At 72.4% G+C, this 14,823-nt stretch carries 15 protein-coding genes and 1 pseudogene; 8 read left to right on the top strand and 8 right to left on the bottom strand.

The annotated features are described in order from the left end of the window. Positions 1-16: 16 nt before the first annotated feature. A complete protein-coding gene (locus tag B1L11_RS34845; RefSeq protein ID WP_079319581.1) occupies positions 17-202 on the top strand; it encodes a hypothetical protein in 186 nt (61 codons plus the stop codon). Between the two features lie 53 nt (positions 203-255). Here B1L11_RS34845 and B1L11_RS34850 read toward each other — a convergent pair whose 3' ends face one another. The 3 genes from B1L11_RS34850 to B1L11_RS34860 all read right to left on the bottom strand — a co-directional run bounded on the left by B1L11_RS34850 (position 256) and on the right by B1L11_RS34860 (position 2,113). Next, the gene (locus B1L11_RS34850; RefSeq protein WP_218671497.1) at positions 256-1,002 is read right to left on the bottom strand and encodes a sulfite exporter TauE/SafE family protein; all 747 of its coding nucleotides are present in this window, start codon (positions 1,000-1,002) and stop codon (positions 256-258) included. Positions 1,003-1,087: 85 nt separating this feature from the next. Further along, positions 1,088-1,531 (bottom strand): protein-tyrosine phosphatase family protein, encoded by a 444-nt coding sequence (locus B1L11_RS34855; RefSeq protein ID WP_079319582.1) that lies wholly within the window; start codon positions 1,529-1,531, stop codon positions 1,088-1,090. Positions 1,532-1,579: 48 nt separating this feature from the next. Then, entirely contained in the window at positions 1,580-2,113 is a 534-nt protein-coding gene (locus tag B1L11_RS34860) for a GNAT family N-acetyltransferase (RefSeq protein WP_079319583.1), read from the bottom strand. A gap of 185 nt (positions 2,114-2,298) precedes the next feature. On the opposite strand from B1L11_RS34860, the gene B1L11_RS34865 reads away from it, so the two are divergent. After that, complete coding sequence (locus B1L11_RS34865; protein WP_079319584.1) at positions 2,299-3,348, top strand: LacI family DNA-binding transcriptional regulator; 1,050 nt, start codon at positions 2,299-2,301, stop codon at positions 3,346-3,348. 28 nt (positions 3,349-3,376) lie between these two features. On the opposite strand, the gene B1L11_RS34870 is transcribed toward B1L11_RS34865, so the two are convergent. The 4 genes from B1L11_RS34870 to B1L11_RS34885 form a co-directional block, all read right to left on the bottom strand. Further along, the gene (locus tag B1L11_RS34870; protein WP_079319585.1) at positions 3,377-4,747 is read right to left on the bottom strand and encodes a GH1 family beta-glucosidase; all 1,371 of its coding nucleotides are present in this window, start codon (positions 4,745-4,747) and stop codon (positions 3,377-3,379) included. Positions 4,748-4,785: 38 nt separating this feature from the next. Further along, complete coding sequence (locus tag B1L11_RS34875) at positions 4,786-5,625, bottom strand: carbohydrate ABC transporter permease (RefSeq protein ID WP_079319586.1); 840 nt, start codon at positions 5,623-5,625, stop codon at positions 4,786-4,788. Then, positions 5,618-6,475 (bottom strand): carbohydrate ABC transporter permease, encoded by an 858-nt coding sequence (locus B1L11_RS34880; protein ID WP_256863147.1) that lies wholly within the window; start codon positions 6,473-6,475, stop codon positions 5,618-5,620. Before B1L11_RS34880 ends, B1L11_RS34875 begins: the two co-directional genes overlap by 8 nt. Positions 6,476-6,884: 409 nt before the next feature. Next, a complete protein-coding gene (locus B1L11_RS34885) occupies positions 6,885-8,204 on the bottom strand; it encodes an ABC transporter substrate-binding protein (RefSeq protein ID WP_079319588.1) in 1,320 nt (439 codons plus the stop codon). A 606-nt stretch (positions 8,205-8,810) separates the two neighbouring features. On the opposite strand from B1L11_RS34885, the gene B1L11_RS34890 reads away from it, so the two are divergent. The 6 genes and pseudogenes from B1L11_RS34890 (at position 8,811) to B1L11_RS34910 (ending at position 13,898) form a co-directional block, all read left to right on the top strand. After that, positions 8,811-9,758: a hypothetical protein gene (locus B1L11_RS34890; RefSeq protein ID WP_079319589.1), complete on the top strand. Its 948-nt coding sequence runs from the start codon at positions 8,811-8,813 to the stop codon at positions 9,756-9,758. Then, positions 9,755-10,153 (top strand): phage holin family protein, encoded by a 399-nt coding sequence (locus B1L11_RS34895; RefSeq protein WP_079319590.1) that lies wholly within the window; start codon positions 9,755-9,757, stop codon positions 10,151-10,153. Before B1L11_RS34890 ends, B1L11_RS34895 begins: the two co-directional genes overlap by 4 nt. Next, positions 10,129-10,845 (top strand): DUF3618 domain-containing protein, encoded by a 717-nt coding sequence (locus tag B1L11_RS34900; protein WP_079319591.1) that lies wholly within the window; start codon positions 10,129-10,131, stop codon positions 10,843-10,845. Before B1L11_RS34895 ends, B1L11_RS34900 begins: the two co-directional genes overlap by 25 nt. A 153-nt stretch (positions 10,846-10,998) precedes the next feature. Then, positions 10,999-11,379 (top strand): annotated as a pseudogene (locus tag B1L11_RS52705) (alcohol dehydrogenase catalytic domain-containing protein); the annotation flags it as partial. A 173-nt stretch (positions 11,380-11,552) separates the two neighbouring features. Further along, entirely contained in the window at positions 11,553-12,014 is a 462-nt protein-coding gene (locus B1L11_RS48925; RefSeq protein WP_256863148.1) for a zinc-binding dehydrogenase, read from the top strand. 252 nt (positions 12,015-12,266) lie between these two features. Next, entirely contained in the window at positions 12,267-13,898 is a 1,632-nt protein-coding gene (locus tag B1L11_RS34910) for a hypothetical protein (protein ID WP_079319592.1), read from the top strand. Here the strand turns inward: B1L11_RS34910 and B1L11_RS34915 are convergent. Then, positions 13,888-14,655 carry a TSUP family transporter gene (locus B1L11_RS34915; protein WP_079319593.1) on the bottom strand — a complete coding sequence of 256 codons (768 nt, stop codon included), beginning with the start codon at positions 14,653-14,655 and terminating at the stop codon, positions 13,888-13,890. The genes B1L11_RS34910 and B1L11_RS34915 overlap by 11 nt on opposite strands. Between the last annotated feature and the right edge of the window lie 168 nt (positions 14,656-14,823).

Raw genomic sequence — 14,823 nt, forward strand, 5'->3', positions numbered from 1 at the left:
CCAGTAGCCTAGGCACATGCGGTGGTGGAAGATACTCGGTCTTGCGGCCTTCGCGGGTGTCGCGGCGACCGGTGTGGTGATCGCGCGGGCCGAGCGGCGGCGGCGTGCGTACACGCCCGGGGAGATCCGGGAGCGCCTGCGGGCCCGGCACGCCGAGGCCGTCGCCGCGGCGGAGCCGCCCCGCGGCACAGCCGCCCGATAAGCCGCGCGCAACCACGCGACAGCCCCGCGGCGGGAGCCGCCGGAGAGAACCGCTCAGCCGCCGCGGTAGGCGTCGACGCCGAGCTTGACCGCGACCGCGAGGCCGCAGAGGGCCGCGGCGAGGCGCAGTGTCTGGCCGGGCAGGCGGCGCGCGACCGCCGGGCCGAGCCAGCCGCCGACGAGGAACCCCACGGCCAGGGGGCCCACCGCCGCCCAGTCGACCGGGCCGAAGACGGCGAACCAGACGGCCGCGACGGCGTTGGCGAGCGCCGCCACGACGTTCTTGACCGCGTTGACGCCCGCCGCCGGGCGGTCGAGCGCCGCCGCGAGCACGGCGAACATGATGATCCCGCCGGCGGCGCCGAAGTAGCCCGTATAGATGGCGACGCAGAAGACGCCCACGCGCAGCGCCAGGCCGCTCTCGCCGCCGAGGCTCACCTGCCCGGGGCGTGGCGGGCGCAGCAACAACAGCAGCGAGGCGCCCGCGACCAGCCACGGGGCGACCATCTCGAACGTCCGCGACGGCGTGACCAGCAGCAGCCCGGCGCCGGTCGCGCCGCCCAGCGCGGCGGCGAGCCCGAGGCGGCCGACGAGACGTCCCTGACCTGCCAGTTCGGGCCGCGACCCGGCCGCCGCTCCCACACCGGTGAACAGCAGCGCGACGGTGTTGGTGACGTTCGCGGCCAGCGGCGGCAGGCCGAAGGCCAGCAGCGCGGGGTACGACACGATCGAGGCCAGGCTCACAACCGTGCTGACCACTCCGGCGACCAGGCCGATCCCGGCCAGCCCCAGTACGTCCACAAGCACAAAGGCACCCAACCATACGGGTTCCGGACGGCCTCGACCGGCCTCCTCCTCATGGTGCCCGGGGTCCCGGCGGCCACCGTCAGGACGCGGGGAAGCGCAGCACCCAGCGGCGCTGCCAGGGCGTCTCCACGGCCCGGGGGTGATATTCGGCCCGGGTCCAGGCGACGGCCCGGTCGGCGGGCAGGCCCGACAGGATGGCCAGGCACGCGATCACGGTGCCGGTGCGCCCCACTCCCCCGCCGCAGGCGACTTCGACCCGGCGGCCCGCGCGCGCGTGCTCGTGCAGGGCCCGGATGCGGCCGATCGCGTGCTCCCGGTCTCGGGGCAGGAGGAAGTCGGGCCAGTCGATCCACTCGTGCGGCCAGGTGAGGCCGTGGTCATGCTTGCGCCTGAGCCGACGGCTGCCCAGGTAGAGGCCGTGGTCGGGCAGGACGCCTGGCGGCGTGGGACGTCTCAGGCCCCGGCCCCGCACCGGCGTGCCGTCGGGAAGCCGGATGGCGCCAGGAAGATCATCGATGGGCATGCCTCATCTTGCCCCCGCCGCGCCGCCCCGGCGACGCATTTTCCGGGCTCATCCGGACGCGAGGTCGAACTCGTCCCGCAGGATCGAGAAGAGGAGCTGGTCGTGCCAGCGCCCGCCTCGCCACTGGGCACGCCTGACCACGCCTTCGAGCCGGAACCCGATCTTCTCCAGGCACCGTATCTCGGCCGCGTTCTCCGGGTCGGTGGTCGCCTGGACGCGTTCCACCCGCGTGTGCGTGAACAGGTAACGGACGAGTTCCCGCTGGGCCCGGGTCCCGATTCCCCTGCCGCGCCAGTCCGGCAGCAGGCCGACGGCGATCTCCCAGCACAGCGACGTGTCACGACGCCCCCAGCGCCGCTCCAGCCACTCGACCCGTCCGGCGAGCTCTCCGTCCACCGTGACGGCGAGCATGTTGTCGGCTCCGGCCAGGAGCCCGCGGGTGCGCAGCGCCTCCCGCAGCGCCATGGTCGGGGTGAATCCGAACCACTGGTGGGGAGTCGCGCCGCTCTCGCTCTGGAAGGCCGCGTCGAAGGCGTCCAGATCGGCTTCGGTGATAGGTCGAAGTGTCAGGTGATCGGCCATTCCTGTCGCTCTTCCTCACGTGTCGGTCGTGTGCGGGCGGCCTCGCCCGCCGGAACGGGGGCGTTCGCCGTGTCCGCCCGGGGCGGTGGGCGCGGAGCCGATCCTCGCATGCCGACCGGTTCACGCCGCGCGCCCGGCCGCACGGCACCGGAGAGCGCTCTCCACCTCGTGCTATAAATGGCTGCATGAGCACCGATCTCCCGCACACGTCGGGAGCCCCCACGCTGGAGGACGTGGCCCGTGTGGCGGGAGTGTCCCGGGCGACCGTCTCGCGCGTGATCAACGGTATCCGCAACGTCGCGCCGGACATCCAGGAGGCGGTGCACCGGGCCATCGAGACGACCGGCTACGTGCCGAACCGGGCCGCCCGGTCCCTGGTCACCCGCCGTACGGGAGCGGTCGCGCTGGTCGTGTCGGGCGCGGGCGACGCGAAGGGCGGCGAGCCGTTCGAGTCCCGCGTCTTCGCCGACCCGTTCTTCGGCCGGGTCGCCAGCGGCGTGGTGGGATACCTGCGGCCGCGGGGCATCCACCCGGTGCTGATGCTGGCGGACTCGGCGCAGACCCGCGACGACGTCGTGTCCTTCCTCCGGCAGGGCAGCGCCGACGGCGCCCTGGTCGTCTCGACGCACGGCGAGGACCCGCTGCCGAAGCTGCTGGTGGACGCCGGGCTGCCCGCCGTGCTGTGGGCGCGGCCCGCCCGGCCGATCCCGATCAGCTACGTCGACCTCGCCCACCGGGCCGGCGCGGCGCTGGCGGCCGACCACTTGGTGGCGCGCGGCTGCCGCCGGGTGGCCACGATCAGCGGCCCCTTCGACGTGCCCGCCGCCCAGGACCGGTTGTCGGGATTCCAGGAGGCCATGGCCGGGCACGGCCACCCGTACGTGCCGGCCGTGGAGGGCGACTTCATGCCCGCGAGCGGGGAGGCCGGCATGCACCGGCTCATCAAGGAGCACCCGGACATCGACGGCGTCTTCGTCGCCAACGACCTCATGGCGCAGGGCGCGCTGCTCGCGCTGCGCGACCTCGGGCGCCGGGTGCCCGAGGACGTCGCGGTGATCGGGTTCGACGACAGCGCCGCGGTCGCCTGCCGCCCGCCGCTGACGACCGTGCGCCAGCCCATGGAGGACATGGCCGCCGAGATGGCCCGCCTGCTGCTCGCGCAGGTCGCGGACCCGGACTTCCAGGTCACCTCGGTCATCGTGCAGCCGACGCTGGTGGTCCGCGAGTCCGCCTGACGGACCACCGGCGCCCCGTTCCCCTCGGTCAGGCCACCCGCAGCCGCTTGCTCGCCGTGATGATCTCGGCGTAGCGGTGGCCGCTCGACTTGACGGTCCGCGCCTGGGTCTCGTAGTCGACGTGCACCAGGCCGAACCGCTTGTCGTATCCGTAGGCCCACTCGAAGTTGTCCAGCAGCGACCACGCGAAGTATCCCGCCACCGGCGCCCCCTGTTCGATGGCCCGGCCGCAGGCCGCGATGTGGTCCTCCAGGTAGGCCAGGCGTTCCGGGTCGTCGACCGTGCCGTCCGCGCCGACCGTGTCGGGCCAGGCCGACCCGCTCTCGGTGACGTACAGGCGGGGCGCGGCGTACTCCCGGGCGAGGCGCACCAGCAGGCGCTCCAGGCCGCCCGCGTCGACCTCCCAGCCCATGGCCGTGGTCGTCGCCCCCGGCACCTCGACCTGCCGCGCGTACGGCACGGGCCCCTCGGGGTCGGCCGCCACCACCTGCCGGAAGTAGTAGTTGACACCCAGGTAGTCGAGCGGGGCGGCGATCGTCTCCAGGTCGCCCGGCCGGATCGGCAGATCGACGCCGTACACCGCAATCATGTCCTCGGGGTAGCCGCGGCCGGTGACCGGGTCGAGCCACCACCGGTTGACGTGCCCGTCGAGGCGCCGCGCGGCGGCGTGGTCCTCCTCGCTGTCGGTCGCCGGGTCGCACGGGCTGAGGTTGTTGACGATCCCGATCGACGGCGTCAGCCGCGCCGCGGCCCGTACGGCCTGTGTGGCCAGGCCGTGGGCGAGGTGGAGGTGGTAGGACGTGCGGACGGCGGCCTCCAGGTCCTTCACCCCCGGCGCCATGGAGCCCTCCAGGTGCCCGTGCCAGGAGCAGCACAGCGGCTCGTTGAGCGTCGTCCAGTCGGCGACGCGGTCGCCGAGACGTTCGGCCACGACGGCGGCGTAGTCGGCGAAGCGCTGGGCGGTGTCGCGCGCGGGCCACCCGCCGCGGTCCTGCAGCGCCTGCGGCAGGTCCCAGTGGTAGAGGGTCACGAACGGCCGGATGCCGGCGTCGAGCAGGGCGTCCACGAGGCGGTCGTAGAAGGCGAGCCCGCGCGGGTTGACCGGTCCTGTGCCGTCGGGCACCACGCGCGGCCAGGCCACCGAGAAGCGGTAGGCGTCCACGCCGAGTCGTTCGAGCAGGCCGACGTCCTCGCGCCACCGGTGGTAGTGGTCGCAGGCCACCTCCCCGGTGTCGCCGCCGTCGATCGCCCCGGGCACCTCGCAGAAGGTGTCCCAGATCGAGGGCAGCCTGCCGTCCTCGAGGACCGCGCCCTCGATCTGGTAGGCCGAGGTGGCGACGCCCCAGACGAAGTCCTCGAAAGCGGTTACATCGGGGGCGTGGCCGCGCTGCGGCTCCATTCGCTGGTTCTCCTTGATTCGATGGTGACGGTGAGAGTTCACTTCACGGCGCCCGCGGTGAGGCCCTGCACGAGGTAGCGCTGCAGCAGCAGGAACCCGGCCACCACGGGGACGCTGACGACCAGGGAGGCCGCCATGATCTGGTTCCAGTAGACGTCGTTCTCGGTGGCGTACCCCTGGAGGCCGACGGCGAGGGTGCGGCTCGACTCGTCGGTCATGACCGAGGCGAACAGCACCTCCCCCCACGCGGTCATGAACGCGTAGATCGCGACGGCCACGATACCGGGGGTCGCGGCGGGAAGGACGACCCGCAGCAGGGCCCCGATCGGGCCGCTGCCGTCCACCTGGGCCGCCTCGTCCAGGGCCGTCGGGATCGAGTCGAAATATCCGGCCAGCATCCAGATCGAGAACGGCAGCGAGAAGGTCAGATAGGTGATGATCAGCCCCGTGCGGCTGGCGTACAGCTCGACCCCGAGCGCGGTCCCGAGGTTCACGTAGATCATGAACAGCGGGAGCAGGAAGAGGATGCCGGGGAACATCTGCGTCGACAGCACGGTGACCGAGAAGATCCGGCGGCCGGGGAAGCGGAAGCGGCTGATCGCGTACGCCGCGAAGATCGCGATGACGACCGACACCAGCGCGGCCACCGACGCCACGATCAGGCTGTTGGCGAAGTAACGGGCCAGCGGGACCGTCCGCCACATGTCGGCGAACGGCCGCAGCGTGATCGTCGTGGGAATCCAGTGGAAATCCCCCTGCACGTCCTGCAGCGGCTTGATCGCCGAGGTCAGCATCACGTAGAGCGGGGTCAAGGTGAACAGGCCGAGCAGGCCGAGACCGGCCCACCGCGCCCAGGGCAGCCAGCGGGGGTCACGCATCGCTCCTCCTCCGGGACGTCGCCACCAGATACACGGCGGTCACCAGCAGCAGGAACAGCAGGAGCAGCACCGACATGGCCGAGCCCGAGCCGAAGTTCCAGGTGACGAACGAACTCTGGTAGATGTGGATCGAGATCAGGTCCGCCTCGTGCGGGGCCGACTTGCCGAACAGCACGTACGGCGTGTTGAAGTCGTTGAACGTCCACAGGAACAGCACCAGCACGAGCACCTGGTTGATGGGGCGCAGCATGGGCAGCGTGACCGCGCGCAGCCGCCTGCCCCAGCCCGCGCCGTCGATCGCCGCCGCCTCGTAGAGGTCGGCGGGGATGTTCTGCAGCCCGGCCATCAGCACGAGGAAGGCGAACGGCCACGACCGCCACACGCAGACCACGATGATCGACACGAAGCTGTTGGACCCGATCAGCCAGAACGGCCGCTCGCCGAACAGGTGCAACTGGTCCACGAGCACGTGGTTGACGAGCCCCGAGTCGCGCTGGAGCAGGAAGCTCCAGGTGATCACCCCGGCGTAGACCGGCAGGGCGTACGGCACGAGGAACAGCGCGCGCAGCACGGCCCGGCCCCGGAACGAGCCCTGCATGAGCACCGCGCCGCAGATGCCGAGCAGCCACGACAGCCCGACGGTGAGCACGGTGAACGCGACGGTGACGAGGAACGAGTGCAGCAGCGAGCGGCCGACCGCGCCGTCGAAGTCGACGGCGACGCTGTAGTTGTCCAGCCCCGCGAAGGGCGCGGCCGACCAGTTGCGCAGGAAGAACTGGGTGAGCTTCAGGAAGCTCATCCCGATGCCGATCAGCATCGGCACCAGGTGGACGAGCAGTTCGAGCAGCACGGCCGGAAGGATCAGTAGGTAGGGCAGGGCAACGCGGCGCAGCCGCGCGGGGACGCGGCCGGCGATCCCGCGTCGCCTGCCGCCCGGAGGCGGAGGGCTCCCTGGAGACCCTGGCCTTCGTCCCGCGCCGGGCCGTGACGTGGCGGGCCGGGACGTGGCGGGCACCGCCGTCGAATCCGGTGCGGGGACCGCCGGATTCATGGGGGATCGCTCCCCTGATGCCGTCCTTGTACGCCCCAGTGGGGCATCGGTCAGGGCTTGGCCGTCGCCTGCCCCGGCCACCTCGGCCGGGGACGGCGAGAAGCCGTCCTCTTGAGGGGACGGAGGACTCACGGACTTCCTCTCGACGTTGAGGGTCTGCATTGAGGCGCCGGGCGGAGCCTCCGCCCGGCGCCGGGTCATCGGCCGCTCAGCCGCCCATCTGCTGGTTGGCCTCGGTCAGCTTGGCCTTGACGGCCTCCTCCGTGACCGGCTTGCCGCTCGCGGCGTCCGCGAACAACTGGTTCATCGCGTTGCCCACCAGCGTCTCGAACTGGCTCTCCTGCGCCACCTGCGGTAGCGGCGCGGCCGTGGTCGAGAGGATCTGCTGGAACGTCTTGATCGTCTCGCTCTCGAACGCCGGGTCGTCGTAGGCGTCCGTGACGGTCGGCAGCGAGCCGTACGCCTTGTTGAGGTTCTGCTGGGTCTGCTTGGACGTCATGAACTGGGCGAACTTCAGCGCCCCGTCCTTGTTGGCGGCCGTCTTGAACACGGCGAGGTTGATGCCGGCGACCATCGCGTTGACCTGCTTGCCGCCCTGCGACGGGTCGGGCAGCGGGATCGGGGCCAGGCCGTAGTCGTCCTCGGTCCAGCCGGCCTGCTTGAGCTGCGTGGCGATCGACTGCCACATCAGCATGCCGGCCTTGCCGGAGACGAAGTCCTGCACCGCCTCGGTGCCGTTGGCGTACTCCGCGTTGCTCGGGTTGACGATCTTGTGAGCGGCCATCAGGTCGAGATACTGCTTGATGGCCGCGACCTCCTGGTCGGAGTCGAAGTGCGGCTTGCCGGAGGCGTCGAACAGGTCCGCGCCGTGCTGCTGGCCGAAGATGAAGGCGTGGTGGGCGTTCTCACTGACGCTGGCGCCCTCCACGGCGAGTCCCCACTTGCCGTCCTTGGTCAGCTTCTTGCCGTCCGCGATCAGCTCGTCCCAGGTGGCCGGCGGCTTGTCGATGCCGGCCTCCTTGAACATCTTCTTGTTGTAGAAGAGGCCGTACGTCATGCCGTAGATCGGCACGGCGGTGGGCGGCTGGCCGGGGGCGCCGGTCGCGGCGAGGCTGGGGCCGAGGAAGCGCTCCTTGCCGCCGAGCGTCTTGAGCAGCGCGTCGTCCCACGGCACGAACGCCCCGGTCGCCTGCAGCGAGGCCGACCAGGTGTTGCCGATGTTGACGACGTCCGGGCCCTTGCCCGACGTGGTCGCGGCGAGGATCCGGTTGAGCAGGTCGGCCCAGGGGACGACCTCCAGGTTCACCTTGATGCCGGTCTCCTTGGTGAACCTGTCCAGCTCGGGCTTGAGCACCTCCTTGTCGTTCTCCAGGCTGGTGCCCTGGTTGGACGCCCAGTAGGTGATCGTCTGGGCCGCGCTCCCACCGGCCGATCCGGCCGTGGACGACGAGTCGTCGGCGCCGCAGGCCGTCGCGGCGAGCACGAGGGCTCCGGCGACGGCGGCGAGATATGGCTTGTGTCTGCGCACGGGTGTTGTCCTCACTCTTGCGGGTGCGACCGCCCACCCGTGAGGGCGGCGGCCTGGGGGGTGAACGGGTGCAGTGACAGCGCGGACCTGCGACAGCGCGGCGCGGACGGCCCCGCAGGTGCGGGAGTCGTCCCAGGTGACGGGCGCCGGCCACGCGAGCACGGGCTCTCCTCACCTCCGTCGGCTTGGAGAGCGCTCTCCAAGGAGGAGAGTGTCGCGGAAGGCGGAGAGTGTCAAGGGGCGACCCTCCCCCACGCTCGGCGCAGCGGACCGCTCCGGCCCGGTTTCCCCTGCGTGAACTGCGGATTTCCGCCGCGTTGAAAGGCCGGTCTTGACAGGGCGGCCGGCCGGGTCCAGGCTCTGGGAAAGCGCTCTCCCACTAGCTTTCCGCATCTCCGCCGAAGAGAGGTCGCCCTTTCCCAACCGCACGCCGGGCACGTCCCCGACCTCCCCGTCCCCGGCCCACTCCGGCCGTTCCAGACCTGTACGCACGGCTCTTGACCAGGTCAATACGGCATTTTGACTTTTTTAGGCAATTTGTGCGTCCGTTCGAACTTCGGGGGTAGCTCGCCGCTCCAGGGACGATTTCGACCCAAGGAGGCTTCAGTGAGCGACTTCCATACCGAGACGCGAACGTACGACGGGGGAAGCGCGCTGCCGCAGGGCACCGGCCGTCCACAGGCCGGACAGCAGGGGCCCGCACAGCAGGGCACGGCGCAGCAGGGGACGGCGCAGCAGGTCCGGCAGGCGGCGCAGGAGACGGCCCACGAGGCCAGGGCGGCCGCGGGCGAGGTGGCCGTGACCGCCAAGGACCAGGCGCGTACGGTTGCCCACGAGGCCAGGGAGCAGACACGGCACGTTCTCCACCAGCTGCGCAGGCACACCGACGAGCAGGCGCGGCACCAGAGCAGACGCGCGGCCGACACGATCCGCCAGTGGACCGGCGAGCTGGAGGCCATCGGCGACAACGCCAAGCCGGACTCCCCCATGCGCGACGTGGTCCAGCAGGTCGCGGACCAGGGGCGCCGCGCCGCCGACTACCTGGAGACCCAGGGCCTGCAGGGCGCGGTGCGCGACGTGCAGGACTTCGCGCGCCGCCGCCCGGGGCTGTTCCTGGCCGGCGCCGCGGTGGCGGGCTTCCTCGTCGGACGGGCCGTCAAGGCCGTCAGCTCGGCCGAGGACCCGCACACCGGCGACGCGGCGAGCCGGTTCGACTCCGGCTCCGCATACGGCACCGCCTCCGGTGGCGGAAGCGGCGCCGCATACGGTTCCGGATCGCCCTCGACCGCCCCGTACGGCACCCGCCCGCCCGCGACGTACGGCACGGACACGCGGCACACCCTGGCCGGAGAGCCGGTGAGCGGGAGCGCCGGCACCGGCGTGGCCGGCTCACCCCCGTACGGCAACGGCACCGGATATCGAGCCGGTGACGAAACGCGCAACGGCACCGGGACCGGTTACGCGACCGGCGCGCGCTACCCGTCGGAGGAGATCCGGGACGGTCATGCGGACGGGTACCCGGGGACGCCGGGCAACGGGGGTGGCCCGCGATGAGCTACCCCAGCCCACCCGCCGAGCCCTCGCTGGGCAAGCTGGTCGGGGAGATCGGCGAGGACCTGTCCACGCTGTTCCGCCAGGAGGTGGAGCTCGCCAAGGCCGAGATCCGGCAGGAGGCGGCCAAGGCCGGCAAGGCCGCCGGAATGCTCGGCGGGGCCGGCTTCGCCGGATACATGGTGGCGCTCCTCGTCACGCTGGCCGTCGTGTTCGGGCTCGGCAACGTCATGGACCTGGCCTGGGCCGCGCTCATCGTCGCGGCCGTGTGGGCGGTGATCGGCGGCGTGCTGTTCGCGCGGGGCAAGGAGCGCATGCGCGAGGTGAACCCCACCCCCGAGCAGACCATCGAGACGCTGAAGGAGGACGTGCGATGGGCGCGAGCCCAGAGGAGATAAGGGCCGAGATCGAGGTCACGCGGGCGGAACTCGCCGCCGACGTGGACCGGCTCGCCGACCGGGCGAGCCCGGCGCGCATCGTGCGGCGCCGTACGGACAGGATGCGCCTGGCGGCGCAGTCGGTGAAGGAGAAGGTGATGGGAGTGCCGGCACACGCCACCCACACGGTTCGCGACCAGGCCGGTGAGGCCGCGGGGACGATGGGGGACGCCGCGGCGCACGCCGGCGAGACGGTCCGTGACGCGGCGACGCAGGCGGGCGAGACGGTCCGCGGCACCGCGGCCGAGGCGGGCGAGATGGTGCGGCACGGCGCCCAGCAGGCCGCCCAGACCGTGCGCGAGGCGCCGCGGCAGGCGATGCGGAGCACGCAGGGCAACCCGCTCGCCGCGGGGCTGATCGCCTTCGGCGCGGGGCTGCTGGCCGCGAGCCTGCTGCCGAAGACCTCCGCCGAGGAACGCGCGGCCGTGCAGGTCAAGGACCGGGCCGGCGAGATGGTCGAGCCGGTGAAGCAGGCTGTCCAGGAGACCGCGCAGCGCGTGGGCGAGGACGCCAGGGAGGCGGTCCAGCAGGTGCGCGAAACCGCCGCGGAGGCGACCAGAACCACGGGTGAGGAGGCTCGCGACCAGGCACGGCAGGTCACCGAGCAGACCCGCGACCAGGCGCGGCAGATGACCGGGCAGGCCCGGTCATAGCACCCCGCGTGGGAACGTTCCGAGGGCCGGGCCCGGCAGCAGGGCCCGGCCCTCGGCGTACGCCCTCCCCCGGCCGGGCGGCGGCCGGGAGGCCGGTTACGATCAAGGTGGAGGACGGATCGAGGAGGGCGCGATGACGCGAGGGACCGCGACGTGAGGGCCGCTCGGCTGCACAAAGCGGGCGACATCCGGTTGTCCGACGAGCCGCCGCCCGTTCCCGGGCCCGGCGAGAGCCTGGTGCGCGTCACCGCCGTCGGCCTGTGCGGCTCCGACCTGCACTGGTACTCGGAAGGCGGCATCGGTGACGCCGTGCTGGACGATCCGCTCGTCGTGGGGCACGAGATCGCCGGAGTGATCGAGGGCGGCCCACGCCACGGCACGCGGGTCGCGGTCGACCCCGCCATCCCCTGCGGCCGGTGCGGGGTGTGCGCGACGGGCTACGGGAACCTGTGCCCGGACGTCCGCTTCGCCGGACACGGCACGCTCGACGGCGGCCTGCGCGAGTGTCTCGCCTGGCCCGACGACCTGCTGCACCCGCTGCCCGACGCGCTCTCCGACAGCGACGGGGCCATGCTCGAACCGCTCGGTGTGGCGATCACTCCGTGGACCTGGGGCATCTGGCGCTCGGCGCGCCCGTCGCCGTCGTCGGCTGCGGGCCGATCGGTCTGCTGGTGGTCCAGCTCGCCCGGCTCGCCGGCGCCTCCGCAGTGGTCGCCGTCGATCCCCTGCCGCACCGCCGCGCGGCCGCACTGCGACTCGGCGCCGACCACGCCCTGTCCCCCGAGGAGGCGGGGCCGGCCGCGTGGACCGGCATCGACGGGCTGGACGGCCTCGGCGTACGCGTGGCCTTCGAGGTGGCGGGCGACGACGACGCGGTGCGCGTCGCCATGACCGCGGCCCGGCCCGGCGGCCGGGTCGTGCTGGCCGGCATCCCGGACGAGGACCGCACGTCGTTCCCCGCGTCGCTGGCCCGGCGCAAGGGCCTCACGCTCGCGCTGGTCCGGCGGATGAACCTCACCTATCCCCGGGCGATCCGCCTCGTCGAGAACGGGTCGGTGGACGTGTCGTCGCTGGTCACTGAACGCTTCCCGCTCGCGGCAACCGCGGACGCCTTCGCCGCCGCCGCATCCCGGCGCGGCCTCAAGGTCGTGGTGGAACCCCAGGGCTGAGACCCTGGGGCCTGATGCCGTGAAGTGGGGCAGACACGGTCGAATTGACAGCCACGCCGACAGGGACCCGACGACACGCGTCAAGATTCTCGGGAAATCCCGGTGCGGCGGACGCCGAACCGGGTATGTTCTGAGCATCGCGCAAGCGAACACAGGCTAATCCGGGGCACTCGCCCCCGAGGGCGCGGTCTTTCTGGGCCGCGCCCTCTTTATTTCCCCCAATGCCCTGCACACCCCCGAGGTTGCGTCAGCATGCATGCGATCCCCGCCGGTCGTGACCCCCGGTCCTCCTACTCCCGGCACGTCACCACCCGGCTGCTCGACTTCACCAGTACCGCCACTCCCTGGGCTCGCCGGCTATGGACCGTCAGCTCGTTCCTGGCCCTGGAGGAGTTGTACGAGGCCGGTGTGTGGGTCGATCGGCGGGTGCTGTCGCAGTCGGCGGTGGACTGGCAGCGCCATGCGCTGGAGCGCCTGCTCGGCGACGATCCCGCCCTGGGCAGCTCCGTCTACCGCCGGGAGCTGCGCGAGGTCCTGCAGACGACCCTCACCTTGGCCAGTGACGGCCGCCGCAAGCTGCGCCATCTCATCGACATCGGGCGGCCCGGCTACCTCGGCCGCTGGTCGTCCTGCGCCGCCGCCCAGGAGCCGCCCCGGGCCGAGCGCGTGGCCCGGGCCGTCGCCGCCCACCTGCTCGACAGCGGGCACAGCCTGGCCGGTGTGCAGCGCTGGCTCCGCAGCGGCCACCTGAACCTGTCGGCGACGGACCTGATCGCCGAGGCGTCCGCCCTGCTGGCCCGGCCGCCGCGACAGTGGCGGGTCGTCGTCCCCTTCCGCTCGCTCAGCCGTCACGAGGAACTGGCCGGCTGGCTGCCCAACTGGCTGACGGCCGAGCAGACGCGGCCCCTGATGGCGGGCGCGAGCGCGGAGCGGCACCGGGAAGTGGTCGGCGGGCTGAGTTACTCGGTCGAGGCCAGGGACGCCGAGCGTGCCGTGGAGATCGTCTCCGACCTGGTCGAGCGGCTCCAGGCGCGGGCGCGCTTCACGGCCGCGGGGGCGGTCGTCCCACTGGGCGAGGCGTACATCGGAGGCGAGGACCGCTCGTTTCCCCTCCTGCTGCCCCCGCGCGGCGCGCAGGTGCTCTCGCTGGCCGCCGAGCGACAGTTGTACGTGGTCGGCCAGGACGTGCAGCGGTTCGGCGAGCAGGCCAGGAGCACGGTGGACGAGGCCCTGGAGATCGCCTCCGCGCTCAACCAGGGACCGCTGGCGCCCGCCATCGCGGGAGGCTGGGCGGCTCTCGAGTCCCTGCTGACCGAGGCGAGGGATCCCGACGAGCGGGAGAAGGTCGTGGCCGCCTCCCGCGCCGCCGCGCTCGTCGCCTGTTCCTGGCCGCGTGCCGAGCTGACCGCGCTCTCCTATCGGGTACGCGAGGTGCCCGGCGACGCCCTCCCGGACAAGCTGGCGGCCTGCGCGTCCAATCGGGAACGTTCCACACTGATCGCCGCGGAGCTGGAGTGCCGGGACGGGCTTCCGCTCGTGCGGTCCTGGCGGACCGGCAGTGACGTGGCGTCGGTGTTCCGGATGAAGGCGCTGCTCGCCGACCGCCGGCGTGTGCTGGAGCGGGTGCGCGGCTACCTGGAGGTGTCGCTGCGGCGGCTGTATCGGTGCCGCAACATCGTGCTCCACGGCGGTTCCACCGGCGGCGTCGCCCTTCCCGCCACCCTCCGGGTCACGGCGCCACTGGTCGGCGCCGCCCTCGACCGGATCGCACACTCCCATCTGGTGGCCGAGGTGCCTCCGCTCGCGCTCGCGTCGAGGGCGGAGACCGCGCTGCGCATGGTGGACGACGACCTCGGGCCGGGCCTGTGCGATCTCATCGACTGAAGAACTGGTCGTATCCGAGCTTGGCGACCAGGGCGGCCACCACGCACAGCAGGACGACGCGGACGAATCCCGCGCCCCGGTTGAGCGCCATCCGCGCGCCGATCTGCGCTCCGGCGATGTTGCAGGCGGCCATGGCCAGGCCGAGCGCCCACACCACGTGGCCCTGCGCGGCGAAGACGATGAGCGCGCCGAGGTTGGTGCCGGTGTTGACGGCCTTCGCCGTGGCGGAGGCGTGGACGAAGTCCATCCCGAGGATCGAGGTGAACGCGATGAGCAGGAACGTTCCGGTGCCCGGCCCCACGATGCCGTCGTAGTAGGCGATGCCGGCGCCCGCCACCGCGACGCCCGTCACCACCCGTGCACGCGTACGCAGGTGCGGGTGGGGCAGGCGGCCGAACCCCGGCCGCAGGGTCACGAACGCCCCCACGCCCAGCAGCACGACCATGACCAGCGGCTTCAGCACATCCGCGTCGAGCAGGGCCGCCGAGGCGGCGCCAAGGCCGGCGAAGGCGACCGCCAGCGCCGCGGCCGGTACGGCCACCGCCCGGTCGAGCTTCGTCTTCCTCGCGTAGGTGACGGCGGCCGAACCCGTCCCGAAGATCGCGGCGGACTTGTTCGTCGCCAACGCCTGGACCGGCGTGAGACCGGCCAGGAGCAGCACCGGAAGCTGCAGCAGCCCTCCCCCGCCGACGACGGCGTCCACCCATCCGGCGGCCACGGCGGCGAGGAGCAGGAGCACGACCTGTCCGGCACCCATGTGGCTGCGTTCCCCCTTTGCGCCCGTTTGACCGACGGCTCGACGAGCGAGCCTAGCGGGCGGGGCTTTTCCCTCACATGGGGGAGGCGCGTCCCGCTCGGAGGGGAGGCCCGGCGAGGACGCGACCGCGAGGCTGAAGTCATGGAAACGCCACACCTGCATCCGAAG

The organism is Microbispora sp. GKU 823 (assembly GCF_002027145.1).
GTDB lineage: Bacteria > Actinomycetota > Actinomycetes > Streptosporangiales > Streptosporangiaceae > Microbispora > Microbispora siamensis.

Coding starts and splice junctions, on each gene's coding strand:
- B1L11_RS34845 (WP_079319581.1), top strand. CDS start 17: ATGCGGTGGTGGAAGATACTCGGTCTTGCGGCCTTCGCGGGTGTCGCG.
- B1L11_RS34855 (WP_079319582.1), bottom strand. CDS start 1,531: ATGCCCATCGATGATCTTCCTGGCGCCATCCGGCTTCCCGACGGCACG.
- B1L11_RS34860 (WP_079319583.1), bottom strand. CDS start 2,113: ATGGCCGATCACCTGACACTTCGACCTATCACCGAAGCCGATCTGGAC.
- B1L11_RS34865 (WP_079319584.1), top strand. CDS start 2,299: ATGAGCACCGATCTCCCGCACACGTCGGGAGCCCCCACGCTGGAGGAC.
- B1L11_RS34870 (WP_079319585.1), bottom strand. CDS start 4,747: ATGGAGCCGCAGCGCGGCCACGCCCCCGATGTAACCGCTTTCGAGGAC.
- B1L11_RS34875 (WP_079319586.1), bottom strand. CDS start 5,625: ATGCGTGACCCCCGCTGGCTGCCCTGGGCGCGGTGGGCCGGTCTCGGC.
- B1L11_RS34895 (WP_079319590.1), top strand. CDS start 9,755: ATGAGCTACCCCAGCCCACCCGCCGAGCCCTCGCTGGGCAAGCTGGTC.
- B1L11_RS34900 (WP_079319591.1), top strand. CDS start 10,129: ATGGGCGCGAGCCCAGAGGAGATAAGGGCCGAGATCGAGGTCACGCGG.
- B1L11_RS34910 (WP_079319592.1), top strand. CDS start 12,267: ATGCATGCGATCCCCGCCGGTCGTGACCCCCGGTCCTCCTACTCCCGG.
- B1L11_RS34915 (WP_079319593.1), bottom strand. CDS start 14,655: ATGGGTGCCGGACAGGTCGTGCTCCTGCTCCTCGCCGCCGTGGCCGCC.